General features: G+C 65.1%; 22 protein-coding genes. 13 read left to right on the top strand and 9 right to left on the bottom strand.

Annotated elements, in window-relative coordinates; genetic code table 11:
• Positions 1-61: 61 nt before the first annotated feature.
• Entirely contained in the window at positions 62-808 is a 747-nt protein-coding gene (locus FBY36_RS14100) for a FadR/GntR family transcriptional regulator (RefSeq protein ID WP_142120333.1), read from the top strand.
• A 301-nt stretch (positions 809-1,109) separates the two neighbouring features.
• A complete protein-coding gene (locus tag FBY36_RS14095; protein WP_235008840.1) occupies positions 1,110-2,390 on the top strand; it encodes an IS110 family transposase in 1,281 nt (426 codons plus the stop codon).
• 8 nt (positions 2,391-2,398) lie between these two features.
• On the opposite strand, the gene FBY36_RS14090 is transcribed toward FBY36_RS14095, so the two are convergent.
• The gene (locus tag FBY36_RS14090; RefSeq protein ID WP_142120331.1) at positions 2,399-3,274 is read right to left on the bottom strand and encodes a helix-turn-helix domain-containing protein; all 876 of its coding nucleotides are present in this window, start codon (positions 3,272-3,274) and stop codon (positions 2,399-2,401) included.
• A 158-nt stretch (positions 3,275-3,432) separates the two neighbouring features.
• On the opposite strand from FBY36_RS14090, the gene FBY36_RS14085 reads away from it, so the two are divergent.
• The 3 genes from FBY36_RS14085 to FBY36_RS14075 are packed head-to-tail and all read left to right on the top strand — an operon-like array spanning position 3,433 to position 6,387.
• Positions 3,433-4,275 carry an SDR family NAD(P)-dependent oxidoreductase gene (locus FBY36_RS14085; RefSeq protein ID WP_142120329.1) on the top strand — a complete coding sequence of 281 codons (843 nt, stop codon included), beginning with the start codon at positions 3,433-3,435 and terminating at the stop codon, positions 4,273-4,275.
• A gap of 10 nt (positions 4,276-4,285) precedes the next feature.
• Positions 4,286-5,368, top strand: a complete 1,083-nt coding sequence (locus tag FBY36_RS14080; RefSeq protein WP_142120327.1) for an NADH:flavin oxidoreductase — start codon at positions 4,286-4,288, stop codon at positions 5,366-5,368.
• A 38-nt stretch (positions 5,369-5,406) separates the two neighbouring features.
• On the top strand, positions 5,407-6,387 hold the full coding sequence (locus FBY36_RS14075) for an aldo/keto reductase (RefSeq protein WP_142120325.1): 981 nt from the start codon (positions 5,407-5,409) through the stop codon (positions 6,385-6,387).
• Positions 6,388-6,613: 226 nt separating this feature from the next.
• On the opposite strand, the gene FBY36_RS14070 is transcribed toward FBY36_RS14075, so the two are convergent.
• The 5 genes from FBY36_RS14070 to hisC form a co-directional block, all read right to left on the bottom strand.
• Positions 6,614-7,063: a hypothetical protein gene (locus FBY36_RS14070; protein ID WP_142120323.1), complete on the bottom strand. Its 450-nt coding sequence runs from the start codon at positions 7,061-7,063 to the stop codon at positions 6,614-6,616.
• Between the two features lie 263 nt (positions 7,064-7,326).
• On the bottom strand, positions 7,327-7,875 hold the full coding sequence (locus FBY36_RS14065; protein WP_142120321.1) for a hypothetical protein: 549 nt from the start codon (positions 7,873-7,875) through the stop codon (positions 7,327-7,329).
• A gap of 930 nt (positions 7,876-8,805) precedes the next feature.
• Positions 8,806-9,468 (bottom strand): DUF732 domain-containing protein, encoded by a 663-nt coding sequence (locus FBY36_RS21150; protein WP_442858262.1) that lies wholly within the window; start codon positions 9,466-9,468, stop codon positions 8,806-8,808.
• A gap of 423 nt (positions 9,469-9,891) precedes the next feature.
• Positions 9,892-11,304 carry an amino acid permease gene (locus FBY36_RS14060; RefSeq protein ID WP_142120319.1) on the bottom strand — a complete coding sequence of 471 codons (1,413 nt, stop codon included), beginning with the start codon at positions 11,302-11,304 and terminating at the stop codon, positions 9,892-9,894.
• A 54-nt stretch (positions 11,305-11,358) separates the two neighbouring features.
• Positions 11,359-12,471, bottom strand: a complete 1,113-nt coding sequence (hisC, locus tag FBY36_RS14055) for a histidinol-phosphate transaminase (protein WP_142120317.1) — start codon at positions 12,469-12,471, stop codon at positions 11,359-11,361.
• A 93-nt stretch (positions 12,472-12,564) separates the two neighbouring features.
• Here hisC and FBY36_RS14050 point away from each other — a divergent pair, with 93 nt between their 5' ends.
• The 5 genes from FBY36_RS14050 to FBY36_RS14030 all read left to right on the top strand — a co-directional run bounded on the left by FBY36_RS14050 (position 12,565) and on the right by FBY36_RS14030 (position 18,098).
• Entirely contained in the window at positions 12,565-13,068 is a 504-nt protein-coding gene (locus tag FBY36_RS14050) for an Lrp/AsnC family transcriptional regulator (RefSeq protein WP_142120315.1), read from the top strand.
• Between the two features lie 120 nt (positions 13,069-13,188).
• A complete protein-coding gene (locus tag FBY36_RS14045; RefSeq protein ID WP_142120313.1) occupies positions 13,189-14,847 on the top strand; it encodes a thiamine pyrophosphate-binding protein in 1,659 nt (552 codons plus the stop codon).
• 64 nt (positions 14,848-14,911) lie between these two features.
• A complete protein-coding gene (locus FBY36_RS14040) occupies positions 14,912-15,664 on the top strand; it encodes an SDR family oxidoreductase (RefSeq protein WP_142120311.1) in 753 nt (250 codons plus the stop codon).
• A gap of 84 nt (positions 15,665-15,748) precedes the next feature.
• Positions 15,749-16,504, top strand: a complete 756-nt coding sequence (locus tag FBY36_RS14035; protein ID WP_142120309.1) for a hypothetical protein — start codon at positions 15,749-15,751, stop codon at positions 16,502-16,504.
• A gap of 49 nt (positions 16,505-16,553) precedes the next feature.
• Positions 16,554-18,098, top strand: a complete 1,545-nt coding sequence (locus tag FBY36_RS14030; protein ID WP_235008839.1) for an HD domain-containing phosphohydrolase — start codon at positions 16,554-16,556, stop codon at positions 18,096-18,098.
• Between the two features lie 35 nt (positions 18,099-18,133).
• Here FBY36_RS14030 and FBY36_RS14025 read toward each other — a convergent pair whose 3' ends face one another.
• Positions 18,134-19,648: an MFS transporter gene (locus tag FBY36_RS14025; protein ID WP_142120305.1), complete on the bottom strand. Its 1,515-nt coding sequence runs from the start codon at positions 19,646-19,648 to the stop codon at positions 18,134-18,136.
• A 210-nt stretch (positions 19,649-19,858) separates the two neighbouring features.
• Positions 19,859-21,085, bottom strand: a complete 1,227-nt coding sequence (locus FBY36_RS14020) for a virginiamycin B lyase family protein (RefSeq protein WP_235008838.1) — start codon at positions 21,083-21,085, stop codon at positions 19,859-19,861.
• 99 nt (positions 21,086-21,184) lie between these two features.
• Here FBY36_RS14020 and FBY36_RS14015 point away from each other — a divergent pair, with 99 nt between their 5' ends.
• Positions 21,185-22,399 carry an amidohydrolase gene (locus FBY36_RS14015; protein ID WP_200830500.1) on the top strand — a complete coding sequence of 405 codons (1,215 nt, stop codon included), beginning with the start codon at positions 21,185-21,187 and terminating at the stop codon, positions 22,397-22,399.
• Between the two features lie 151 nt (positions 22,400-22,550).
• Here FBY36_RS14015 and FBY36_RS14010 read toward each other — a convergent pair whose 3' ends face one another.
• Entirely contained in the window at positions 22,551-22,871 is a 321-nt protein-coding gene (locus FBY36_RS14010; RefSeq protein ID WP_142120303.1) for a GYD domain-containing protein, read from the bottom strand.
• A gap of 451 nt (positions 22,872-23,322) precedes the next feature.
• Here FBY36_RS14010 and FBY36_RS14005 point away from each other — a divergent pair, with 451 nt between their 5' ends.
• Positions 23,323-24,033 carry a DUF998 domain-containing protein gene (locus tag FBY36_RS14005; protein WP_142120301.1) on the top strand — a complete coding sequence of 237 codons (711 nt, stop codon included), beginning with the start codon at positions 23,323-23,325 and terminating at the stop codon, positions 24,031-24,033.
• Positions 24,034-24,160: 127 nt separating this feature from the next.
• A complete protein-coding gene (locus FBY36_RS14000) occupies positions 24,161-24,883 on the top strand; it encodes a DUF2306 domain-containing protein (RefSeq protein WP_142120300.1) in 723 nt (240 codons plus the stop codon).
• Positions 24,884-24,967: the final 84 nt, after the last annotated feature.

Genomic DNA, 24,967 nt, shown 5'->3' with positions numbered 1-24,967 from the left:
TATTAGATCAGAATGATCTAATAAAGGGAAGGGGGCCGGTGTGGGCCGTAAAGTAGCGGTTATGACGGATCAGCTGGAGGACACCGCCGAGCCCTCACGCCTGGGTACCGGCAGGATGACCGGGATGGAGCGGCGCAGCGCCATGGACGCGGTCCGGATGCGGATAGGTATGGCTATCTCTTTGGGTTTGCTGAAACCGGGCGAGCGGCTGCCGGACCAGGAGGACGTGGCCCTGGGTCTGTCGGTCAGCCCGATTACGGCCCGACGTGCGCTGGCGAGCCTGGCGGAGCAGGGCGTGGTGGTGCGGCGGCGCGGCCGGGCCGGCGGGACGTTTGTGGCGGACTCGCCGCCTAATGATGTTTTGGCGTCACTTTCCGCTTCCCCCGCGGAGTCCCAGGCGGTGAACCGACTGGTGGACCGGCGGCTGCTGTTCGAATGCGCAGTCACCCACTACGCGGCAGTGAATGCCACCACTGAGCAACTGGATGAGCTGGAACGGCTGACCCGTGAGATGGCCGGGGCCAGCGACTGGTCCTTCTACCACCGCATGGACGAGCAGTTCCATCAGCTGGTGGGCACGGCATCATGCTTGGAAACCGCCGTCGAGGTCTACCACCAAACCCTGGCGGAGCTGTACGACTACTTCATCCCCTACCCCATCGAGAAGCTGCACACGTCCAACCGCGACCACATCGCACTCGTGGCAGCCCTCCGCGCCCGCAAGGTTGAGGAAGCGGTGGAGGTGGCCCGAAAACATGTGGACATCCTGCACAGGACAATGTTTATGGGCCTGGCGGAGGGCGCCTAAGCCAATGAACTCGCAGCATAGGTGCTGCCATCCTGCTTGCCTGGCGCCGCCCATAGGCCATCCAAAAAACGGTAATACTGGAAAAGTCCTTGAGTCGGCGTGACCCGCCAAAAAACTGACGTGCCTGGCGGCACTGTCTTAGCGACGATCAGTCCGCCGGCTCAAGGTCCGTCAAAGGGTGTCGAGCCAGGCGGACATGACCTCATAGGAGCCTGATTCGACCAGTCCCATTACCGTTTTGTCTGCCCACCTGGCCCGCGCTCCGTTCAGCATTGATCTCGAGTAAGGGACGGCTTCCACATTGGCAAGTGAAGTAACGACAGTCATCGCAGGTATCGACACCCATGCCGACACGCACCATGTGGCTGTCATTAACGAATATGGCAAGCCCCTTGCGGACAAGGAATTCCTCGCCGTGGGATCCGGGTACCGGAAGATCGTGGAATTCATCACGAGCTACGGTCGTGTTTCCGCTGTAGGAGTCGAAGGGACAGGCTCATACGGCGCCGAAATCGCAAGGACTCTGCGCGATGAAGGTCTGTCCGTGTTCGAGGTGAACCGCCCGAACCGGGCTGCACGCCGACTGAAGGGCAAATCTGATCCGTTGGACGCCTACCAGGCCGCCCAATCGGTGCTGGACGGGCGGAGCAAATCGATCCCGAAAGGTAAAGACGGACCCGTGGAATGCCTGCGCATCCTGCGTGCCGGGCGCACATCGGCAGTGAAGGCCCGCACCGCCGCAATCAATCAGATCAAAGGCCTTCTTGTGTCGGCTCCGGACAACCTCCGGGCGAAATACCGAGGGTTGGGAAGCTCTGCACTGATCACTGCTCTGCAGCGCTGCAGGCCTTCGGGCCATATTGCTGACCCTGAGTACGTGACCCTACTGACGTTAAAGGCCTTGGCCACCCGTTGCCAGTCTCTCGCGGCGGAAATCGCCACCGCCGACGCCGCGCTCCAGGAAATCGTCGACACCTACGCACCGATGCTTTGTGACCTTCCGGGCGTCGGAACGGAAGTGGCCAGTCAGCTCCTGGTTACTGTTGGGGACAATGCGGATCGACTTGGGAACGATGCCCAGTTCGCTGCCCTCGCCGGGGTTGCGCCCGTGCCCGCGTCCTCAGGCAAGACGACCCGTCACCGGCTCAGCAGAGGCGGTGACCGCAATGCCAACCGTGCCTTGCATCAGGTGGTGCTGGTGCGTATGGGCTCGTGCCCGCGGACCAAGGACTACGTGGCCAAACGCACCGCGGAGGGCAAGAGCAAACGCGAAATCATGCGCTGTCTTAAGCGGTACGCAGCCCGGGAAATCTACCGCCAATCACCGACCCTCGGCCTGCACCGAACAACGCCGACCTGCGCCAGTTGCGCACCCAGCTGGGATTCACCATCGCGACCGCAGCCCGCGAGCTCGGTCATTGGCCCTCCAAAATCTCCAGCCTGGAACGAGGCCTTATCCGTAACGATGCTCTCGCCAAGAGCTACCGCCAATGGTTGGTCGATCAAACTGCCAACATCCCGGCCTGCTGAGCAGTCAACCTCGTCTACCCCCAGGGAACATGCCGAGGGACCGGCAGGTTGAGCGCTTTCCTACCGTTCGAGCCTGATTTCCTCGGGGTGGCGCGCCGCGAGGCTTCCGAGCAGGCGGAGAGCGTGGTCAGTGGCGGATCCCGGTTCGGCTGTGAAGCCAACGAATTGGAGCCCCGGATCGGTCATGAGCTGCATGGCTTCGTAGCTGAGATCGAGGTCGCCCACGTCCGGGTGATGGAAGAGTTTCTTGCCAGCAAGGTGTATCCGCACGTCGTGGGCTTCCCAGAGGGCCGCGAACTCGCTGCTGCCGTTTGAGAGCTCGTCGATGAGGCTGCGGAGGGCACGGTCGGAGGGCACGCGCCCTGATTCGGCGCGGAGCAGAGCGACAATTTGCTCGGCCGAGTCGTTCCATTCGCGGTAGGCAACCCTGCCCCGGGGATCGAGGAAGAGGAAACGGGCGAAGTTCACGGGCTCATGAGGCTCTACAAACATCTCAGAGAAGAGCGCACGACCGAGCGTGTTCGTGGCAACGATGTCCATTCTCCCGTTCTGTACGATCGCGGGAAACGTCATGGCGTCCAGGATCTGCTGGGTGCCGGGACGGATCTGATGTGTGCGGGAGGCGGGCTTTCGTTGCGGTGTCCTCGTGCCCCGGTTCGCGGCCCGGACCAGGTCGTACAGGTGGGCGTGCTCGGCGTCGTCGAGCTTGAGCGCGCGGCTGATGCCATCGAGGATGGCATCCGAGATTCCTGACGCGTTCCCCCGTTCCAGGCGCACGTAGTACTCAACGCTCATTCCCGCGAGCAGGGCCACCTCTTCGCGGCGGAGCCCTGGCACCCGGCGACGGCCTCCGAAGTCGGGCAGTCCGGCCTCTGCAGGGGTCAGCCGCGACCGGCGCGTAATAAGGAACTCGCGGATGTTGGCGGCGGTGGTCATGCTTCAAATCTACGTCAGGCACCACCCCCGAGGGGGTCCCGCTTATTAACCCTATAGAGCGGGTCTGCCTCGGGCCGCTGGGTTCTTCTTTACTGGATCTATCAGGTCATCGGATGGGCAACGGGCCGGATCCACAAAGTAGAAGGACACACACAGTCATGGTAGAAAAGAACGTTTGGTTCATCACCGGAGCAGGACGCGGACTCGGCATCGACATCGCCCAGGCGGCCCTCGCTGCAGGCCACAAAGTCGTCGCCACCGGCCGCGACGCCGCCAAGGTCGAGACTGCCGTCCGCGCCCACGAGAACTTACTGGCCGTCGCCCTGGACATCACCGACCAGCAGGCGGCCGAGGAAGCAGTTGAGAAAGCAATCGCGCGCTTCGGCAGGATCGACGTCCTCGTCAATAACGCCGGCAACTTCTACGCCGGCTTCTTCGAGACCATCACCGACGCGCAATTCCGTGCTCAGATGGACACCAACTTCTTTGGCCCGCTCAATGTCACGCGCGCAGTCCTGCCGGTGCTCCGAAAGCAGAAATCCGGCCAGGTCATCACCGTTACCTCGACAGCCGGTTTCGTCGGCGGCGCATTCCAGTCCGCATACGCAGCATCGAAATTCGCCCTTGAGGGCTGGGTGGAGTCCCTGGCTCAGGAACTGGGCCAGTTCAACATCGAATCCATGGCCGTGGAGCCCGGCTTCTTCCGCACCGAGCTCCTTGTCGCGGGCTCCTCCACGATCGCTGCCGAGCTCGACATCGAGGACTACGCCGAAGCGACCGCTCAGACGCTGGCCGCATTCGAGGGCATGAACGGCACCCAGCCCGGCGACCCCGCCAAGCTCGGCCAGGCCATCGTCACCCTCTCCGACGGCGGCACCCTCCCGTTGCGTTTCATCGCCGGCGCGGACGCAGCTCAGATGATCGAGCAGAAACAAGCAGCAGTCCAGCAACAAATCGAAGCGAACCGCGAGCTCTCCGCGGCACTGTCCTACGACTCTTAGGGAAGCACTTATGCCAATTCTGACCGATCCACTGACACTCGCCACGGGTTCGGTGTTGCAGAACCGGTTCGCTCTCGCCCCGCTGACAAACCAGCAGAGCCACGACGACGGAACTGCTTCAGAACACGACCTCCACTGGTTTGAGCAACTGGCCGGCGGCGGGTACTCGATGCTCACCACGGCCGCTGCCAACGTGCAGACAAACGGCAAGTCCTTCGCCGGCCAGCTTGGCATCTACGACGACCGCCACATCCCCGGACTCTCAGCCATGGCAGAAATCGCGCACCGCCACAGGACTCTCGCATCAGTCCAGCTGCACCACGGGGGCATGTTCGCGCGTCAGGAACTGATCGGATCCGAAGCACTCGTTGGACCCTCCGACAACGAGGAAACCGGTGCCCGGGCGCTCACCCTTCCGGAAGTCGAACAGCTCCGGGATGATTTCATTACAGGAGCCGGACGCGCCCAACGGGCCGGCTTCGATGGCGTCGAACTTCACGGGGCCTTCGGCTTCATCCTGTCGGCGTTCCTGTCTCCTCAGACGAACCGCCGCACCGATCTCTACGGCAAAAACCCGGAGGGACGCTCACGCCTGCTCCGGGAAATCATTCAGGGAATCAGGGCGGGCTGCGGCCCCGACTTCCATATCGGACTGCGACTCGCCCTCAGCGGCCAGGACCCCCACCTGCCCGAACTTCGGGACTTGGTCGCCGTCTTCCTCGAACGCGGCCTGGTCGACTACCTCGATCTGGTCGTCCGCAGCCTCGACACCCGGGTAGAGGGCGGCCTCCACACCGGCGAGGTGCTTGTCGATCTCTTCACAGATCTCCCTAGGGGCACAACCGTGGTGGGTGTTTCCGGGGACGTCATGAGCGCCGCGGGCGCACAACGAGCCCTCGATCACGGCAGTGATTTCGTTTTCGTGGCCAGCGGCGCTGTCGTGCACCACGACTTCCCCCAGCGGGCCCTGGCGGACCACGCCTACGAGACTCCCCGCCCGCCGCTCCCGGCTTCATTCTTCCGCGACCAGGGACGAAGCCCCGCCTTCGTCAACTATCTCGAAGAATCCCTGGGCTTCGTCCAAGCCCAGTAGACAACACCAGAACACTTCTTATCGAAAGGGAACACACAATGAAGACCGCACGCCTTGGAGACCTGGAAGTCTCCGCCATCGGACTCGGCGCCATGACTATGGCCGGCACCTACACCAGCGAGGGCACTCTGGATAACGCGGAGTCAATCCGCACGATCCACCGCGCACTCGATCTCGGAGTCACCCACATCGACACGGCCGAGATCTACGGGCCTTTCCTGAGCGAAGAGATCGTCGGCCAGGCGATCAAGGGAAGCCGGGACCAGGTCAAAATCGCCACAAAGTTCGGGCTCGTCTCCCACTCCAGTGGCGGCGCCGGCGTGATCGACAGCAGCGCAACGAACCTCCGCACCGCTGTGGAGGGGTCCCTGCAGCGCCTCGGCACCGACCACATCGACCTCTACTACCAGCACCGGGTCGACAAGAACACCCCCATCGAAGAAACCGCAGGCGCCGTTGCGGACCTGATCGCCGAGGGCAAGGTGCTGCACTTCGGGCTGTCCGAGGCCTCCCCGGAAACCATCCGCCGCGCACACGCCGTGCAGCCCGTAACCGCGCTGCAGACGGAATACTCCCTGTGGACCCGCGACGTGGAAGAGGAGATCCTGCCGCTGCTGCGCGAACTCGGCATCGGCTTCGTCCCCTACTCACCACTCGGACATGGCCTGCTGACCGGTCAAATTCGCTCCGTGGAGGACTTCCCCGACGACGACTGGCGCAAGACCAACCCCCGTTTCACCGGCGGGAACTTCCACCGGAACCTCGCGATCGTCGACGAAGTGAAGGCTATCGGCGCCGAGGTCGGAGCAACTCCCGCACAGACTGCCCTTGCCTGGCTGCTGACCCGGGGCAACGACATCGCCCCGATCCCCGGCACCCGCCGGGTCGCCCGGGTCGAGGAGAACACCGCGGCATACAGCATCGAACTCACCGCCGACCAGCTGGGACGGCTGAACGCGCTCCGGCCCGCCGCCGGAGAACGCCACGACGAAACCAACATGGCCTCAATCGACCGCTGACCCCCGAGTCGAAATCCAATTCTCTGGTGCATTTCCTGCCTGTGGTGTCACCCAGCTATAGCCCTCGTCAATCTAATGACAGGTCCGTCCCCCGGGATAAACTATAGCCAAAAAGGGACACAAGGCAGAATCTCGGCTGATACATGCGCGCGTGTGGCGGACCGAAGAAAAATCACTCTGGGGCCAGTCTCAGTTAATGATTAAGATTCGCGCATTTTTCACCTAGCTAAAAGCTAACAATTTTCCCGCCGAGCTTTTCCTGCATGTTGGCCGATACCGGACTGTTGATCACCCAGTTTGCACCTACGAGCCAGGAATTCCCTCCGGTCGTCTTCAAATCGGCGTTCAGCTTTTTTACGGTTTGAATAAGCTGACTAATGTCATTACTTGAGACATATGTCGAAATGACCGTGTTAGTCGAACACTCGGCAGACTCTGCAGCGAGAGTAATCTTGTTAGTTTGCTTGAAGTCGGGACACGCACCGCCAGCCTTGACGAACGCGGCCTTGAGCGCGGTGACAGTTGCGTAGGTGCCCCCATCGGCCGGAGGCGCGCTGACAGTCGGCGTGGGTGTCGGTTTCACTGCTGGCGTGGCATCTGTGGTAGAGCCTGCACAACCGAAGAGAGCGAGCACTCCCGTCAACACACCAATAGAGTGAATACTTTTTGAGAACACTTCTTGGGTTCCTCCCCCTTTTTAATGGCGCATGAGAACGAATAAGCGAGTAAAATTCGCTCTGCGGACTTTTCCTTGAACTGCACAGGTATCCGCTTCATCGTCAGTCTTTCAGCGCCCCCGCTACCAGTGAGTTAGAAGACAGCTCCTCCAGCAACGGGCCACGCAGGACCACAAACTGGTTCGATTTCAAGATGAACCTAGAACGACATATAGTCCAAGACCGGCTCCAACCACACCGATCCGTAGTGCAGAGAGCTTATCTATTGCTTCACCCAAGAACCGCAGCGAGATGATTTGAAATCCTGCCCGGCAGAGAGCGTCACAGAAGGACGTCCCCCAGTCACGATGTCGTTGTCAACAATGTCCGAGCCATTGGAACCAGTGCGGTAAATACCCCAATAGCAGCTTCCGGAGACATCGGAGGTAGTTCGATAAGTCCCTGGTTCGACGTCCCTGCCAACGGTCCAGGTTCCTTCTCGTATTGTGTTCGCGGCTTTAGTCTTCTCGGCCGCCGTCACAGCTTCTTCGCGCTTCTTAACGTTTTCCTCGGCGGCTTTCACGGCGGACTCTCGAACGGTGATAGCAGATTCTTTAGTGGAGATCGTGGTTTCACGCCCGCTAATACTCGAATTCAAAGTGTTGTAGCGGCTCTGCAGCTTCGAAAGGTCTGCGCTGACTCCGTCCTTTTCGGATTGTAGAGCAACGAATTCTTTGCTCTTCTTCGGGTCAGGGAGAGTCGTGCCAAGCACCGTTCCACCAATGAGGAACAGAATGGCAGCCGTAGCAGCCCAGTACCACGCAATCCTCACCGATCGCCGACCCTGACTGCCACCGGACGGGGAGGCTGGGGTCAAACCCGGCCTCGTCTTGCCCCGCGCAGACGTTTTGCTACCGAGCCCAAGCCAACGGCGTTTCCCGGAAACCGACTTCGTTGGAGAGGACATGAAAGGTTTGGCGCCTGGCGCATTGCCTGACGCAGTGAAACTAGGCGAGCCCTCTGGCTTGGGAGGTACTCCAAGAGTGGGATTGATGTCGGTCACGGCGATAGCCCCCAATGGTCGTGCGAGTTCGTAGATTCAACTACGACTTATCGACCAAGAGTGAAGGACTGCTCGCCCGAGGTTACAGAGACTTTCTTGCCGGATAAATCGCGTCTTTGAAAAGCGTATTTTGTTCCAGGCAACAGCTAGATCACGCAAAGGGCGTCCTTGATAAAAACTTGGTGAGCCTTGAGGAATTCTTGAGCAAAGGGGTACCTTCGAAGCCGTTTCTGCGTAACATTTGACTTTTACTCGCAAAGTCTTCGAACCGACAGGCACCAAGATCTTCAGTGGCTGTAATTACAACTAGCGGCCAAAGCGTGCACTTCTCCCCCAAGCACAGACTGACGCCGGGACAGGCTGATCCGAAACCCGAGGAGCTGTCATGGCCCGGTTTGTACGGACAATCGATTTATCGACTTCCCTACCGCAGGGCATCATGCAGTTGCGCAATGGCTAAGGCATCACGCGGAGGCGGCAGTGGGAACTCTCTAAGCCGAACACCCGGAGCCTTGCCCTATAATGTGGGCTCGAGGATGGCGCGCCCGACCAAAGCCTGACGCGCCCTCTGTGTGCCCCAAACCAGAATGCGTCAAGGCCTGGCGCCGGTTTTGGCAGGCGCAACCGATTCAAAACATCCCGTCTTCCCGAAGGTACAAAGTACTTCGTTTACGTCATCCAGATGCTTTAGGAAGGTGGTTACTTACTTGCGATCACGTTGTTTATCTGACTGGAGCAATAGCTCAGCACTGATATCAAAATGAATTTGTATCCTTGCTCTTGGCCCCAGGCGCGGCGTGCCTCTTGGACCGTCGCGGCACTGCCCGCCAAGCCCTTGGAAACAGCTGGGCATGCGCTTCGGGCTTGGCCAAGTATGGCGGAGTCAGGGTTTGCTGCAATGGTAGGAGCAACCTCGCGCAGCCGCTTAAGAATTGCGTCGTCTCCTGTGCCGGTAGTGGCTCGGAACTCAGGGCAGAACTCAACGGTCCCGGTGCCAAAGACGAGTTGCATGTCGGACTGATAGGTCGCCGGCAGTCCAGCGGCGACCAAGTTAATGGCCATCTCTTCGAATAGCTCTCCGTCGCGCATCCGGTCGCACATCTTCTTAGCGCTCGCCACAAGTTCGTCGTCTGTCTGCCCTCGGACCGTACCGCTAACCGCGCGGTCGCGAACGTACTCAATCCAGGCGTTCGCTGGCGCCTTGGACCTCGTGGCTGTTGGGGTTGGCAAGGATTCGCTGCCCGTGCTCTGACTCTTCCGGCTCGCCGTCGGTTCTGCTGTAGCCGGTGGTACCGCCGACACCGTCTCCGACGACAGCGGGGCGGCCGTGACAGAACCGGAGCAACCGGCCACGAACGGCATTACGACGGAGATAGCACCGATGGATAGCGTTCGTAGTAAACGCTGTGTTCTCTTCACCCGAATTTCCCCCTTTCCATCTTCGAACGTCAACCTTCGCACCGTCGCGCAAAAGCAGTCACGCGTAATTGGTACTCGACTTCTTGTTGGGGGTGGGCATGACGGCTGGGATCGTACTCAGATACAGCCACCCGCACTGCATTCCGGGTGAATGGCGGAGGGAAATTAGCGGTCATCGATGTACTCCGCCGCGAATCCAAGCAGGGCCGACCCGGATGATTTCATTCTAGGCAGACACCCCCGCTGGACGTCACAGGCCAGCGACCGGGAAATCATTAACAAAACCCGATTGCCGGTAGAGCGCCAAAGGCGCGCCCGGTCAAGATACCGGACGCACCCTTAGTGCTGCTTGAAGCGGCGAATTGTTCAGTCGACGAGCACCGACTGCTTGACCTCGTCCAACGCTTTAACTCGGCCCGGAACCTTCCGTGACCGCTGGTTCACCCAGCACCCCACAGCCAGCAGCACCACGAGTCCAAATGTGCTCAACAGCTGGGGACGGGAATCCTCGCCGATGAAGCCCACCGTGAAGATCGCCGCCAGGATGAGCAGGCCAAGGGACGTGAGCCACGGGAAGCCGGGCATCCGCAACGGAAGCTCCGTTCCGTTCCGGTCCGCGCGAAGACGCAGCCCGAGCTGGGCCAGGAGCGCGGAGGTCCACACCAGCAGGCAGGTCGAGCCAACAATGTTGAGCAGAACGGGAAGGACCTTCTCCGGGAAGGCCAGCTCCAGCACCACCGTGACCACGCCGAAGGCAACGCTCGCCAGGACCGCCACCACCGGAACCCGGGCCTTGGAGACGGAAGCGAGCCACCGGGGCGCTTCACCGCGCTCGGCCAGGGAGAACGCCATCCGCGAAGCACCGTAAAGGTTGGCGTTGAGCGCGGAGAGCAGTGCCGCAACGGCCACCAGGGTGATGGCAGTCGCCGCACCGGGCAAGCCCGCGGCATCCAGCACCGCGGCGAACGGGCTCTTCAAACCGGCAGAACCCACGGGAACCACGGCCGCGATCACGAAGATCGCGCCGATGTAGAACACCAGGATGCGCCACAGCACCGTCCGGACAGCCTTCTTCACGCTGCGCGCAGGCTCAGCCGTCTCAGCTGCCGCCACGGACACAATCTCAGTGCCGCCGAACGCAAACGCCACCACGAACAGCGCCGTCGCAATCCCGGCAAACCCGCTCGGCGCGAAACCGGCACCAGTGAAGTTGGACAGGCCCGGCGACTGCACGCCCGGCAGCCAGCCGAACAGCAGCGCAAAGCCCACCAGCAGGAACCCGACGATGGCCGCCACCTTCAGCAGGGCGAACCAGAACTCGAACTCGCCGAAGTTCTTCACGCTGGTCAGGTTCACGGCGGTGAGCACCACGATGAACACGAAGGCCATCAGCCACACCGGCAGCGCCGGGAAGATCGTGGCCAGCAGGCCCGCAGCACCGAGCGCCTCGGCCGCGATGACCACCACCAGCTGCAGCCACCAAAGCCAGCCCACCGTGGCGCCGGCCACCGGCCCGTACGCCTTGGCGGTGTAGACGGAGAACGCACCGCTGTCCGGGTTGGCGGCAGCCATCTCGCCGAGCGCCCACATGACCAGGATGATCAGGGTGCCGGCCACGAGGTAGGAGATCAGCACCGCCGGACCGGCGGCCTGGATGCCGGCGCCGGAGCCGATGAACAGGCCGGCACCGATGGCGCTGCCCAGGCCCATCATGGTGAGCTGCCGGGGTTTGAGGGCCGCGCCGAGGGCGCGGGCAGACGTCGTTGTCTGGTGTTCCATGGGGATTCCTCTGGTTGTAGGTGGAACGGAGTTGGGGTTTGGGTTAGTAAGGTGTCAGGCCGCGTGGGCTGCCAGGAGCTGGAGCACGCGGTCGTTGGAGGCGGGGTCGGCAACCGTGATCCGCACGCCGTCGCCCTGGTACGCCCGGACCAAGATGCCGGCGGCATCGAACGCCTCGACCAGCCGGCCCCGGAGGCTGTCATCGGCGCGGATCCACAGGAAGTTGCCCTGGCTCGGCTGCAGCTTCCAGCCCTGCGCCTCCAGCGAAGCGGCCATGCGCGCACGCTCCTGCTTCACCAGGGAAACCCGGGCTGCCATCTCCTTCCCCGCGTCCAGCGACGCGATGGCCCCCTTCTGGGCCAGCGCGCTCACGGCGAAGGGCAGGGCGGTGCGGCGCAGTCCTTCGGCGATTACCGGCGTGGCAATTGCATACCCCACGCGGAGGCCGGCGAGTCCGTAGGCCTTGGAGAAGGTGCGCAGGACGCAGACGTTCGGGTACCGGCGGTAGAGCGCCAGGGAATCGGGGCCGCTGCCGGCGTCGGCGTACTCCACGTAGGCCTCGTCGATCACCACCAGGACGCTGGACGGCACAGCCTGCAGGAACGCCTCCACACGCTCGTGGCTGATCGGCACACCGGTGGGATTGTTGGGCGTGCAGAGCAGAATCACCTTGGTGCGCTCGGTGACGGCGGCGGCCATGGCGTCCAGGTCGTGGCCTTCAAACTCGTCCAGCGGGACGCGGACCGGCCGGGCACCGGCCAGCTCCACCAGGATGGGGTACGCCTCGAAGGAGCGCCACGCGAAGACCACCTCATCCCCGGCGTCGCACAGTCCGGTGATGATCTGCTGGAGGACGCCCACGCTGCCGGGACCCACCGCGATCTCCCCGGCGGTGACGCCTAGGTGCCGGGCGATCCGTTCGCGGAGTTCGACGGCGGCCATGTCCGGGTAGCGGTTCATCCTGCCCGCCGCGTCGGCCACCGCAGCCACGGCTGCGGGCAGGGGGTCGTAATGGCTTTCGTTGCTGGCGAGGGCGGCGATGTCCGCGCCGGCACCCCGGCGGCCGGGGACGTAGGCCGGAAGTCCGGCCACGGCGTCCCGAAGGGTGGGGAGCGCGGTGTCCGGAAGGACAGGGGCCGGGTGGGCCGCGATCTGGTCAAGGGTCATGAGGACCGATCATGATTGTGACCCCGCCCACAATGCAAGATACGCTCTAGCCATTGGGACTTCTGCTCAACTTCTACTGTGTGTGGTGAAAATATGACCATCGCGAACTCTCGCACCCTCGATTCACTCGACGGCAGGATCATCCTGGCCCTGGACGAGGACCCCGAAGCCAGCGCCCTGGCACTCTCCCGGACACTCGGCGTCGCACGCAACACCGTCCACGCCCGACTGGCACGGCTGGAGCGCAGCGGCGCGCTCCGCTCCTTCAGCCGCAGGCTGGACCCCGCCGCACTCGGCTACGAACTGATGGCCTTCCTCTCGCTGGAAATCAGCCAGACGCGGTTCGGCTCGGTGGAAAGCGGGCTCGCCGCCATTCCGGAGGTCATCGAGGTGCACGCCACCACCGGGGACGCGGACCTCATGGCCAAGGTAGTGGCCCGCGGCACCAGCGACCTCTACCGCATCACCAACCAGATCCTGGAGATCGACGGGATCCAGCGGACCAGCACCGCCATCTCCGTCATGGAACTCATGCCGCCCCGCTACGACGGCCTCATCAGCCGGCTGTCCGAGCAGGAGTCCGCCGCTTCCAGCTAACCTGGGGTGATGCGCGCCACAAGTGCGCTTTTTGGCAGTTCTCCTGCTTCCCTGCTGCCAAAAGTCCCACCTGCATTTCTGTGTGTTGCCGATTTCTATACCGGGCCGCAGGATTCCTGCATGACTTCACTTACCGTCTCCGGCCGTGTGGCACAGGTTCTCAGCAGCTATGTCAGCGACGTCTTCGGCGTCATGGGCAACGGCAACGTCTACTTCCTGGACGCCGCGGAGCAGCAGGGCCTGCGCTTCACCGCCGTCCGGCACGAGGGCGCCGCCATCGCCGCGGCCGACGCCTACTACCGGACCTCGGGACGGCTAGCCGCGGGCACCACCACGTACGGCCCCGGCTACACCAACGCGCTCACCGCCCTGGCAGAGGCGGTCCAGGCGCAGATCCCGGTGGTGCTGGTCACCGGCGACGCCCCCAGCAGCGGCGCCCGCCCTTGGGACGTGGACCAGGCGGCCATCGCCGCCGGCCTTGGCGCGGCCACCTTCACCGTCACCCGCGACGCCGCGGGCGCCGTCAGCCGGCAGGCGGTGGAGTACGCACTCACCCGGCGCACCGCCGTCGTGCTTGCCATCCCCTACGATCTCGCGGCACTCGAGGCTGAGGAAGAAGACCTTGCCGCGCCGGCCGCACCCAAGGTGACGCACGACGGCGGCACGGACCTTGGGCAGGTGGCCCGCCTGCTCGCCGGGGCCAGGCGGCCGCTGATCCTCGCCGGCCGGGGCGCGCATCTGGCCGGGGCCGGCCCGGAACTCCGCGAACTCGCCGACCGGCTCGGCGCACTGACCGCCGGAACCGCCCTGGCGCTCAACCTCCTCAACGGCGAGGGGTACCTGGGCGTTGCGGGCGGTTTCGGCACCGACACCGCGGCCGGCATCATGGGCGAGGCCGACGTGGTCCTGGTGGCCGGGGCCAGCCTGAGCCCGTTCACCATGCGGTTCGGGCACCTGCTCGGCACCGATGCCACCGTCATCCAGATCGACACGGCGGTGGAGCCGACGAATCCGCGGGTGGACCTGTTCGTTCAGGCGGACGTGAAGGCTGCTGCTTCGCGCCTTCTCTCTTTGGTTGCAGGAGCGGCTGCGGCTGTTGCTTGGCGTGAGGAAGCTTCCATGCGCCTGGCTGCGGGGCCGGGGCATGATGCCGGAACCACCGAGACTCCGGACGGGCGGCTGGACCCGCGCGCCCTCGCCACGGCGCTGGATGCCGTGCTGCCGAAGCGCCGGACGGTGGTCCAGGACGGCGGGCACTTCATCGGCTGGGCACCCATGTACTGGAACATCCCGCGGCCGCAGGACCTGGTGATGGTGGGGACTGCGTTCCAGTCGATTGGGCTGGGACTGGCGAGTGCCGTCGGGGCAGCCCGCGCGCTGGAGGACGGCCGCACCCTGGTGCTGGCCTCCGGCGACGGCGGTTTCCTGATGGGCCTGTCCGACCTCGAATCGCTGATCGGCGCCGCCCGCAGTGCGATCGTGGTGATCTACAACGACGCCGCCTACGGAGCCGAGATCCACCAGTACGGCACCCAGGGCCTAACCGAGAAGCCGATGCTGATCCCGGAGGTGGACTTCAGCAGTGTTGCGCGGGCACTGGGTGCCCAATCCGCGGTGATTCGTTTTTTGTCCGATCTGGCCGCGCTGCAGCACTGGATCGTGGCCGGCGCCCAGGGCACCTTCGTGGCCGACTGCCGGATCACCTCCAGCGTCCGGGCGCCGTGGCTGACCGAGTGGATGAACGCCACCCGGGCGGCGAAAGCTGCGGTGGCGGGGTAAGGCCCATCAGGAACGGAAGGCCGGCAGCCGTTTTTTGTCAGTGAACCGGCTTAGGATTCCTTCCATGAGGATTGCCGTCGCAGGGGGAACCGGTACAGTAGGCCGCCACGTTGTGGCCATTGCCAGGGATCGCGGGCACCACGTGGTCAGCCTCAGCCGCACGGAAGGGGTGGACTTGGTCACCAGCCGCGGCCTCGACCAGGCACTGCAGGATGTCGAAACCGTCATCGACGTCTCCGGCATCCAGACCGTGTCCACCAAGAAGGCCGTGGATTTCTTCACCAACGCCACCCAGAACCTGCTGGCGGCGGAAAAGAAGGCCGGCGTAACGCACCATGTGGCGCTGTCCATCGTGGGCATCGATCACGCCGATACAGGCCTGTACGCCGGGAAGCTGGTGCAGGAGGACGAAGTCAGGCACGGCGGCATTCCCTGGACCCTCCTCCGGTCCACCCAGTTCCACGAGTTCGTGCCGATGTCCATCAAGGCCGCCTCCGTGGGCCCGCTGGTCTTCGTGCCCACCATGGTCACCCAGCCGGTGGCGGCGAAGGAGGTGGCCGCTGCCCTGGTGGACGCCGCCGAGGCCGCCCCCCAGGGACGCATCCCGGATCTCGGCGGCCCGCGGGCCGAACAGCTGAAGACCCTGGTCGCGGCCTATCTGGCCAGGACCCGGCAGAAAAAACGGATCGTTCCGCTCCGGGTGGTGCCCGGCCCCATGGGCAGGGCAATGCGCAACGGCGCGCTGATCCCGGCGCCGGGCTCCGCCGTCGGACGCCAGACGTTCCTGGAATGGCTCGAAGCCATCGACGCCGCGTAGAAGACGATCCTAAATGGGGCACTTGCCCCATGCCCTTGCTGCGGCCCGGTCCTAATCTCATCGCATAGAGAAAAGGAGGCGGCCATGACCATCTACCAGCCGCAGTCATCAGCAGAGGCAACACCGACACTTGCGGAACTTCCTTACGACGCCGCGGAGCATTTCGCCGGCTACGCCGTCCTGGGGTTGCCTTTCACCAGCGGCCACTATCTGGCTTTCCGGGATTTCCCGGTGAGCTCCGTGGGCCCCGGCTACCGCTCCGTCTGGCACCGCACGCCCGGCGGCGACTGGACCATCTACGCCAACACGGCGCCGGAGTTCAGCTGCGCACGCTACTTCGGTTCCGCCGTGCAGCACACGGTGGAGACCGACGTCGACATCCAGTGGAGCGGGCCGTTCACCGCCCTGATCACGGTCCCGGGCGTCCTTGACTGGCGCCTTCAGCTGGGCACCTCCGCGGCCACCTCAATGCTGACCGCCATGGCCGTCCGGATGCCCGAAAGCCTGTGGCGAAACGAGCTGGTGCTCCGCGCCATGGGAGCATTCGCCGGGCCGCTGCTGAACGCCGCCAAGATGAAGGTCTCCGGTTTGGTGCCCAACGGCCAGACATTCCAGGCCCAGCCCCGGCAGCTGTGGCTGGTCACGGATTCCCAGGCCACCATCCTGGGTGAGGACGCGGGACAGCCCGGGCCCCTGGAGGTGCAGGACCACCTGGCGGACTTCTGGCTTCCCCAACGTGGACTGTTCGGAGCCCGGGTGGGCGTGCGGTTCCCCTCCGCTGCCAAGCCCAACGCGCCGGAACCCGCGAGCGCACGCGCGGGGAAGAACCACGCCACATAACGCGCTCGTCCCTACTGCCCGCCGTAGTGGCGTCCCTAGAATGGCACGTGTGAAGCAGTCACCGGCTGGACCCCGCCGCAGTGAAGTCCTGGCCGCGCTGTCGCTCGCCATTGACCTGGGCCTGGGGCAACCGATGGAGCACATGCTGCGGTCCTGCCTGCTGGCGTTGCGGATCGCCAAGGCAGCAGGGGTGGACGCCGCCGGCCAGGGCAGGCTCTACTACGCCAACCAGGTGGCCTGGATCGGCTGCCACGCGGATTCCTTCGAACTGGCAGCACTGTTCACGGACGATATCGCCTTCCGCGCCGACTACTACAACCGCGACCAGCACGGACTGCCCATGTACGCCGGCATGTTCAGCCATGCTGGCGCGGGCCTCCCGCCACTGGCCCGCGTTGCCTACTGGACACGTTTCGCGGCGACGGGCAGCGCCGCGGTACGCACCATGATTGCCTCGCACTGCAGCTCCGCCGGTGTGCTGGCCACCAATGTAGGGCTCGACGGCGGCGTGGCAGGACTGCTTGCCCACACCTTTGAGCGCTGGGACGGCAAGGGCCTGCCGGAGGGGGTCGCGGGGCCGGACATCCCGCTGGAAATGCGGATCATGCATCTCGCGGATACGGCAGAGGTGTTCCTGCGCCAGGAGGGCGTGACCGGTGCGGTGGCGATGGTACGGGCGCGCCGCGGGAGCCAGTTCGATCCAGCCCTGGCCGGGCTGTTCATCGACCAGGCCGAGGCGCTGACCGAAGGACTCCTCGAGGTCGACTGCTGGCAGGCGGCCCTGGAGCTGGCCCCCACCGACGCTCCCCTGTCCGGCCCGCAGCTGGACGCGGTACTCCAGGCGGTGGGTGACTTCGCGGACCTCAAGTCTCCGTACACCGCGGGACACTCCCGCGCCGTGGCCGCCCTTGCCGCGGCTGCGGGCGAGGAGCACGGGCTGCCGGCCGACGATGTCACGCAGCTCCGCCGGGCGGGATGGGTTCATGACATTGGCCGGCTGGGAGTATCCAACCAGGTGTGGGACAAGAAGGAGCCCCTCTCCCGGGCGGACATGGAACGTATCCATATGCATCCGTACCTGGGCGAACGGATCCTCAGCCGCGTCCCCGGGCTGAAGGGCGAGGCGGCCCTGACCGGCCTGCATCATGAACGGCTGGACGGGTCCGGCTACCCCCGCGGACTTGGCGGAACGGAACTCGGGATCAAGCAGCGGATCCTGGCGGCCGCAGACTCCTACCATGCCTCATTGGAGCCGCGTCCGCACCGGACCGCACTCACGCCGGCCGATTCAGCTGCCAGACTGCGGCAGGAAGTTTCAGCCGGCCGGATCAGCCGCGAGGCTGCTGATGCAGTGCTTGCAGCGGCAGGCCAGCAGCCCCACCGCCGGCCTGCCGCTCCGGCCGGGCTCACGCCCAGGGAAGTGGAAATCCTGGGCATGCTGTGCCGCGGAATGACTCCGGCGGAGATAGCCGCCAGCCTGTTTCTGGCCCGCAAGACCGTCCGCAACCACGTGGAGCACATCTACACCAAGATCGGTGCAACCAACCGGGTGGGTGCCACATTGTTCGCCGTACGGAACGGCATGACCGGTTAGAGGGAGGACTGAACATCCCGCGGGACGTTCCCGCCTCACATCACGGTCGGTTTCCCGGGCCGCCCCTTGTGCTCCGCCCGTGCAGTCTCGAAACTGCTCTCGAACGGCAGCGAGTCCAGGTCCAGCAGCGGGTTGTTGTCCTGGGTCTCCACCAACTTCCGGGCCGCCTCCTCCGAGTCCACGCTGGGCATGGACCCAGGCAGGTGCCGGCCGGCTGATTCGGGCAGGAACCGGATGGCCACGGCGGCAACCACGGCCACTGCCATCAGGTAGTAGGCCGGCATCATGTCATTGCCGGTCAGCTCGATGAGGGACGCGATGATGAACGGGGCCGTCCCTCCGAAGATGGCTACCGCCAGGTTGTAGGCGATGCCCATGGCGGAGTAGCGGTGCTCGGTGGGAAACAGCGCCGGCAGCGCCGAGGCGAGGTTCGGCACCGAAAACGCCACCGGGAAGGCGATGAGGGCCAGGCCCAGGAGCGTTGCCGGGACGCTGCCCACCGCTATCGCCAGGGACGCGGGAACAGCGAACACCACGGTGCTCAACGCCCCGATCCACAGCACCCGACGGCGGCCGATCCGGTCTGAGAGTAGCCCGGTGAAGGGAATGCACAACGCCATGGCCACCAGCACCGGGAGGGTCAGCAGCGTCCCCTCAACCTCGTCGTACCCCTTGTTGCTGGTCAGGTACGTGGGCATGTAGGACGTCAGGGCGTAGGCCACCGTATTGGCGGCCGCCGCCAGGATCATGGCCAGCACGAGGGGCCGCCAGTGCGCCTTCACAATGCCCACCGGCCCCACCGGCCGGAGCTCTTCTCCTGTCTCCGGATGCTTAGCCGCTACGGCTTCGGCTTCCAGCGTGGCCTTAAACGCGGACGACTCCTCGATCTTCATCCGGAAGTAGACGGCGACGATACCCAGCGGACCGGCCACCAGGAACGGGATCCGCCAGCCCCACGCCCCCATCTGCTCCTGGCCCAAGGTCAGCTGAAGGGCGGACACCACCGCCCCGCCCACCGCAAATCCCAGGTAGCTGCCCATGTCCAGGAAGCTGACGTAGAAGCCCCGGCGCCGGTCCGGCGCGTGCTCGCACACAAAAGTGGTGGCTCCCGAGTACTCGCCGCCGGTGGAAAACCCCTGCACCAGCTTGGTGGCCACCAGCAGCACCGCCGCCCAGAGGCCCAGCACCTCGTATCCCGGGAGCAGGCCGACGGCGAACGTTGCGGCGGCCATAAGCATCAGCGTCATGGCAAGCACCTTCTGGCGGCCGATCTTGTCCCCCAGCCAGCCGAAGAAGATGCCGCCCAGCGGCCGGGCGATGAACGTGGCGGCGAACGTTCCCAGCAGGAACAGGTTCTGCACCGCCTTGTCCGCCTCGGGCAGGAACACCGGCCCCATGGTGGTGATCAGGTAGCCGAACACCCCAACGTCGTACCACTCCATCGTGTTGCCGACGATGGTCCCGCCCAGCGCCTTCTGCAGCGTCCGGTGGTTCACCACATTGACGTCGGATACCTTCAGCCGCCGCTGCTGCCCATTGTGCTCTGTCATGGCCACGCTCACCGCCGCCTCGCTCAACACGCTGGGCACACGCCGTCGTTCTTCCGGCCGGTCCGGCTGGCAGGAGCCCAACACTTGTGATCATCCTGTCACTGCCGCACCGTCATCGAAAGTGGTCGGCCTACCCGTCCTCCAGCTCCCAGTCCTTGGGCCTCGCCATCCAGGACCCGCCTCTGCCGGAGCCTTAGGACATCAGTGCCCTCAGTCGAGCAACCAAGCCTCAGAGCCGCCCGCTCCGCTCACCTTCCTGCGACGCCGCAGCATCACAACCAACGCAGCAGCGCCAGCCAGGAACAATAGACCGGCTCCGGCGGCGACGGCCGGCAGGGCCACGTCGAAGGAACCCTGGGCGATCACGGCGTCGCCGGGAATGCCACCGCCGTCGTCCACGCCTGTCTCTTCCCCGCCCGGCGTGACCGGCGACGCCACGGCCGCGGCCTGTCCGCCGTCGAGCACTGTCAGGGACCTGCCGCGCCTGTTCACCACCACCACGGATCCGTCGCCGCGCTCAACCATCCGGCTGGGATCATCGCCGACAGCAATGGTGCGCGTGGCAGCCGCCGCGCCGGCGGGAATGACGGAGACGGAGTCGTCCAGGCTGTTGGTCACGTACACCGTCCCGTCGGCAGCAGCCAGCACCTCCTGCGGCGCCTTGCCCACGGGAATCCGCCGCGCCACCGCGGTGCCGCCGGGCTCGATCACCGCCACCTCGTTGGTCATGATGTTGGCCACGTAGACGGTTCCATCCGGAGCCGCCGCAACCCCGTGCGGGTGGGTCCCCGCGCCCACGTCAATGGTGTGCGACGGCGACGGAGCACCGGCGGGAATCACGGTCACGGTGCCCGCGAGCTGGTTGGCGGCATACACCGTCCCGTCCTTGGCCAGGGCCACCTCCACTGGATACCGGCCTGCCTGGATGGTCCGGTGCACCCACGCATCGCCCGGCTTCACCACGGACAGGGAGTTCTCCTCCGGATTGACCACGTACAGCGATCCGTCCGGCCCCACCACCAGCCGGTGCCTGCCGAAGGACACCTTCATGACCAGCGAGACCCGGTCCGCGCCGGGGGCCACCAAGCCGATTTCCGATTGGGCGCCCTCGCTCTGCGCCACGTACAGCGTCCCGTCCGGCGTCACAGCCAGCGACGAAGGACCATTACCCGTGGTGATGGTGCGCGACGGCGCGGTCTCCCCCGGCTTGTAGACGCTGACGCCGCCGGGGTAGGTTTCGTCGCTGACATACAGCGTGCCGTCCGGCCCGGTGGCAACACCCACCGGCTGGCCGACGGCGTCAAGCGCCTTCGCATCGTCTGCGGACGCAGGAGCGGCCACGACGGCGGACGCCAGTAAGAGCGCGGCGCCGGCCTGCAGCGCTCTCCGGGCAGCCGGGAGCGGCATGGTAAACGGGCGTGCAGGCTTGGATGTCATGTAGTTCCCCCAGAAAGGCTGCCGACCCCCTCGGCAACCCTCCGATCCTACCTGTCGCTCCGGCGGTACCCGCGCCGACCCAGCCCTAGACTGAACCGCATGACCCTGGTTCTCACCAACGTCCGTCCCTGGGGCGGGGACGCCACTGACGTAACGCTCGACGGCGGGGCGGTCGCCGCCGTCGGGCCCGCTGCTTTGGACGGTGCTGCTTCAGCCGGCGCTGACGCAGTGGACGGCCGCGGCCGGATCCTGCTGCCGTCCTTCTCCGACGTCCACGTCCACCTCGACTCCACCCGGCTGGGCCTGCCGTTCCGCCCGCACACGGGATCGCCCGGCGTGTGGAACATGATGCTCAACGACCGCCGGAACTGGCGTGATGCCGAGGCCTCCATCACCGAGCGGGCCACGCACACCCTGGGCGCGATGATCGAGCGCGGCACCACGCGCGTGCGCAGCTACGCCCAGGTGGACGCCGACGCCGGGCTGGAGCGTTTCGAGGCCGTCCTCGCCGCCTGGGAAACGCACCGGGACCGTGCGGACGTCGCGGTGATCGCTTTCCCGCAGGCCGGGCTGCTCCGGGAGCCGGGCAGCGCCGAGGTGCTGGAGGAGGCACTGAAGCTGGGTGCCGATGTGGTGGGCGGGATTGACCCCTGCGCCCTGGACCGCGACCCCGTGCGGCACCTGGACATCGTGTTCGGCCTGGCGGAAAAGTACGGCCTGCCGGTGGACTTCCACCTGCACGAACCGGGCCAGCTGGGCTTGTTCAGCACCCAGCTGATCCTGGACCGCACCAAGGCGCTGGGCATGCAGGGGCTGGTGACCATCTCGCACGCCTTCTGCCTGGCGGAACTTCCCGCCGGCGAGCTCCAGGAGCTCATCGGCCAGATGGGCGCCCTGGACGTTTCCGTTGCCACCGTGGCCCCGGCCGGGTGGCCGCTGCCGCTGCAGCAGCTGGTGGCCGCCGGTGTCCGGGTGGGCCTTGGCGAGGACGGCCAGCGCGACTACTGGTCCCCCTACGGGAACGCGGACATGCTGGACCGCACCTGGCAGCTGGCCTTCACCAACAAATTCCGGGCGGACGAACAGATCGAGCACTGCGCGGCCGTGGCCACCATCGGCGGTGCCAGTGTCATCGACCCAAGGGCGCAGCGGCTTGGCTCCGTCGCGGACCGGCCGGGGCTTGCTGTTGGTGATCCTGCTGAGCTGGTGCTCCTGGAGGGTGACTCCGTGACCGCCGCCGTCATGGACAGGCTCCCCGGCCGCACCGTGATCCACCGTGGACGGGTGGTGGCCGACGGGCTGCAGCTGGTGTAGTTCACCTGCGATTCCGCCTGTGGCTGGAACAGGCCCAAGGCAACCTTGCCGCCTAAGCTGACGGGCCGCCGTCGTAATTCACGACGCCGGCCCCCTGGCAAGAGGTGCCTCCGCTCCCCTACTGTGCCTGGCTCCCCTACCGTCCCGGGCCCTATTGTCCAGGGGCGCGGTAGGACGGCGTCTTCTTGGCGGCCTCGTCCAGGTCCTCCACGCTCAGCAGCGGCTTTAGGCGAACGTTAACGCTGCCGCTGGAATTGATCAGCAGCGACAGTGCTGCTGCACTTGCGTCATCCGGCACGTCGAAAACGCCCAGGACGTCGTAGTAGCCAAAGGCGTAGTAGAAGCTGTCCAGCGTTCCGCCCACGGATTTCAAGGCCTCCGTCAGTGCATCGCGTCGCGCGGTGCCGCCCTCCTGCATGAGCCCCTTGATGCCCTGGCCCATGTAGGTGGCTTCAAACAGATACTTCGGCATGGTTCGTCCTTCCCTGGATCCTCACAGCGGTGTGCTTACTACGGTGTGCTGCGGCCGTGCGGAAGGCGTCTGCGGAGCCCGGGTGCGTTTGGTGCTGGATGAGGTGCGCACAGAGTCCTCCTCACCTGGCTCAATGGCCGAGCAGGAGCGGCCCAGATCCGGCCCCTTATCCGTGGAAACGGGGTGGATGGCCCCGCTAAGGCTGAAGCTATTCCTCCCGCTGCCGGCAGTCAATATGCCGGGATACCTAATGGCGGCCACCTAAGAAGCAACCTACAAGGGGGTGCACTGCCGATCCCCCAACCTCCCGGGAATCAGCAGTCCAAGGCCGTTCGGCCCTACCACGATGCAGCGGTGCGGCGAAGGCTGAAACAGTCAGGCGCCGGGCAGGATGCCCGCTGGCCCCGCGTCGGGCCATGGCAGAACTGCGGGCTCTGAGGAATCTTCGGACATGTCGATCCGGAAAGGACACCTCCAGCGACGCCAGGGACTTTCCGCGTCCGAAGGCCCGCGCCGCGATGCCGTGCGAAAGAGCCTCCTCGCTGCCGGCCCCTTGTCTTCACTCCTGTACGTGGTGTTCACCGACGCCATAGCGGCCTCCCGGTGGGACGGGTACCGCCGCACCGAACAGATGGTGAGCGAACTGTTTGCCGTCGGCTCCCCCGGCCGCGACGTCCTGGCCCCGTTCACCTGGATGTACACCGTGTTGTTTATTGCTTTCGGGGTAGGCGTCTGGGCCTCCGTCCGCGGGAACCGGGCGTTGCGGGTGGGCGCCGGGCTGCTCATTGCCTACGGGCTGTGGAACATCATGGGAAGCATCTACCCGCTGAGGCTGGGCGATGACACGTCCATTCCCATGCATATCGTCGCCACCAACATCCAGTTGGCCCTCATGGTGGCTGCCATGTGCTTCGTAGCTGCCGGATTCCGCGGCCGGATGCGAGCCTACTCAATCGTCTCGTTGGCCGTGTCGGCGCTGATGGGCATGATCGCGTTCATGGCGGCGCCGGGCCCGAACCTTGTATTGGGCATCGGCGAGCGCATCAGCATCGGGGCGTTCCTGCTCTGGGTTGCCGTCCTTGGCGCCGCGCTCTGGAATCGCCCGCCGCCTATCGCTTACCGCAACCAGGTGCAGTACGTTGAGCGGAGGCCGTATGAATAGGCGCTGCTGGGCGCTGTTGTTCCGGCCATCTCCGCTGGAATTCCAGCCCTCAGCCCGCTGCACGACCAATCGAGCCCAAGGTCAAAGCCCGGCCACGCGCCACCGGCTCGACCAGAAAAGCCAACCCATGAACACCGCAGCTATTCCCCGTTCCCGCCCCGCCGCCAAGGCCCGCTGGTTCGTTCCAACCGGCCTGATCCTCCTCAGCCTCGTACCGATCCTGGCCGGCACACTACGCCTGACCCAGCTGGCGGGCGGCCAGATAACACCGGAAAACGCCAGGTTCTTCGATTCGCCACTTCCGGTGCTGATCCATATCCCCACAGTCACTCTGTACCTTGTGCTGGGCGCCTTCCAGTTCGTTCCCCCGCTCCGCCGGGGCGAGCGCGGCAGGGCCAGCTGGCACAAGGTTGCCGGCCGCGTCCTCGCACCAACCGGCCTGCTCGCCGCCCTGTCAGGCTTGTGGATGGCCGTCTTCTACGACCTGCCACCCCTGGACGGGCCACTGCTGCTGGCCCTTCGGCTGGTGTTCGGGTCCGTGATGGTGGCGTTCATCGTCCTGGGGTTCATCGCGGTGCGGCGCCGGAATTACGTCCGGCACAGCGAGTGGATGTCCCGGGCGTACGCCATCGGCATTGCCCAGGGAACCATCGTGGTGGTCACCCTCCCCTGGATCGCGCTGGTGGGGCCGGTCACCGAGCTCAGCCGGGCTCTGCTGATCGGCGCGTCCTGGGTGCTCAGCCTGGCCGTGGCCGAGTTCTTCATCCACCGCCGCGCCCGTGGACCCGCTCCTGGAGGAGAGCTGCTCCGCGGCGGCGGCGCTGGCCCCGACCAGCCCGCCATTACCTAAACCCCCTATAGCGGCGCGAGGTTCACGGTGCCAGAATGTTGCGCACCATCTTTCTTCATCCGTCCGGGAACGGGCACCAAGGAC

It is taken from the genome of Arthrobacter sp. SLBN-122, assembly GCF_006715165.1.
GTDB lineage: Bacteria > Actinomycetota > Actinomycetes > Actinomycetales > Micrococcaceae > Arthrobacter.
This window is presented reverse-complemented; position numbering and strand designations above follow the sequence as displayed.

Bases quoted from the DNA above. Each gene is read 5' to 3' on its own strand.
- FBY36_RS14100 (WP_142120333.1), top strand. From the start codon at position 62: ATGACGGATCAGCTGGAGGACACCGCCGAGCCCTCACGCCTGGGTACC.
- FBY36_RS14090 (WP_142120331.1), bottom strand. From the start codon at position 3,274: ATGACCACCGCCGCCAACATCCGCGAGTTCCTTATTACGCGCCGGTCG.
- FBY36_RS14085 (WP_142120329.1), top strand. From the start codon at position 3,433: ATGGTAGAAAAGAACGTTTGGTTCATCACCGGAGCAGGACGCGGACTC.
- FBY36_RS14080 (WP_142120327.1), top strand. From the start codon at position 4,286: ATGCCAATTCTGACCGATCCACTGACACTCGCCACGGGTTCGGTGTTG.
- FBY36_RS14075 (WP_142120325.1), top strand. From the start codon at position 5,407: ATGAAGACCGCACGCCTTGGAGACCTGGAAGTCTCCGCCATCGGACTC.
- FBY36_RS21150 (WP_442858262.1), bottom strand. From the start codon at position 9,468: ATGCCGTTCGTGGCCGGTTGCTCCGGTTCTGTCACGGCCGCCCCGCTG.
- FBY36_RS14060 (WP_142120319.1), bottom strand. From the start codon at position 11,304: ATGGAACACCAGACAACGACGTCTGCCCGCGCCCTCGGCGCGGCCCTC.
- hisC (WP_142120317.1), bottom strand. From the start codon at position 12,471: ATGACCCTTGACCAGATCGCGGCCCACCCGGCCCCTGTCCTTCCGGAC.
- FBY36_RS14050 (WP_142120315.1), top strand. From the start codon at position 12,565: ATGACCATCGCGAACTCTCGCACCCTCGATTCACTCGACGGCAGGATC.
- FBY36_RS14045 (WP_142120313.1), top strand. From the start codon at position 13,189: ATGACTTCACTTACCGTCTCCGGCCGTGTGGCACAGGTTCTCAGCAGC.
- FBY36_RS14040 (WP_142120311.1), top strand. From the start codon at position 14,912: ATGAGGATTGCCGTCGCAGGGGGAACCGGTACAGTAGGCCGCCACGTT.
- FBY36_RS14035 (WP_142120309.1), top strand. From the start codon at position 15,749: ATGACCATCTACCAGCCGCAGTCATCAGCAGAGGCAACACCGACACTT.
- FBY36_RS14025 (WP_142120305.1), bottom strand. From the start codon at position 19,648: ATGACAGAGCACAATGGGCAGCAGCGGCGGCTGAAGGTATCCGACGTC.
- FBY36_RS14020 (WP_235008838.1), bottom strand. From the start codon at position 21,085: ATGACATCCAAGCCTGCACGCCCGTTTACCATGCCGCTCCCGGCTGCC.
- FBY36_RS14015 (WP_200830500.1), top strand. From the start codon at position 21,185: ATGACCCTGGTTCTCACCAACGTCCGTCCCTGGGGCGGGGACGCCACT.
- FBY36_RS14010 (WP_142120303.1), bottom strand. From the start codon at position 22,871: ATGCCGAAGTATCTGTTTGAAGCCACCTACATGGGCCAGGGCATCAAG.
- FBY36_RS14005 (WP_142120301.1), top strand. From the start codon at position 23,323: ATGTCGATCCGGAAAGGACACCTCCAGCGACGCCAGGGACTTTCCGCG.
- FBY36_RS14000 (WP_142120300.1), top strand. From the start codon at position 24,161: ATGAACACCGCAGCTATTCCCCGTTCCCGCCCCGCCGCCAAGGCCCGC.